Raw genomic sequence first — 442 nt, 5'->3', positions numbered from 1 at the left:
CTTATTAGCCAGTGAACTACTCACCACTTAGCTAAACCTGACGGTTCTTAACGCTTGAAGTGGGAGCTTCTTGGGAATAGAGCATACTTGATAGCGTATTTCTTTACTAACAGCGGTGTCTCTTATTTACCAAGCTATCCCCGTAGTTCCTACGGTTCTTGATGATTGGATCTAAGCCAATCCCATAGAATGTAGTCTTAGACCTTCGGTCAGAATATTGATACTAGCATTGATATCACGATCATGATGAGTATGACAAACAGGACAAGTCCATTCTCGAATTTCAAGAGATTTCTTGCCATCTTTATGTCCGCACTCTGAACAAATCTGACTAGACGGAAACCATTTATCTACTTTGATGATTTTTCGTCCATACCAGTCAGCCTTGTATTGTAATTTAGTCACAAACTTTGACCAAGAAACATCAGAAATACTTTTAGCT

At 39.1% G+C, this 442-nt stretch carries 1 protein-coding gene; it reads right to left on the bottom strand.

Going from position 1 to position 442, the window contains the following annotated elements; translation table 11 throughout:
• Nucleotides 1–171: 171 nt before the first annotated feature.
• On the bottom strand, nucleotides 172–442 hold a 271-nt coding region (locus HV824_RS36330), incomplete at its 5' end, for an RNA-guided endonuclease TnpB family protein (RefSeq protein ID WP_176425328.1).

The sequence above is a fragment of the Myxococcus sp. AM009 genome, from assembly GCF_013372605.1.
Lineage (GTDB): Bacteria > Myxococcota > Myxococcia > Myxococcales > Myxococcaceae > Myxococcus > Myxococcus vastator.
This window is presented reverse-complemented; position numbering and strand designations above follow the sequence as displayed.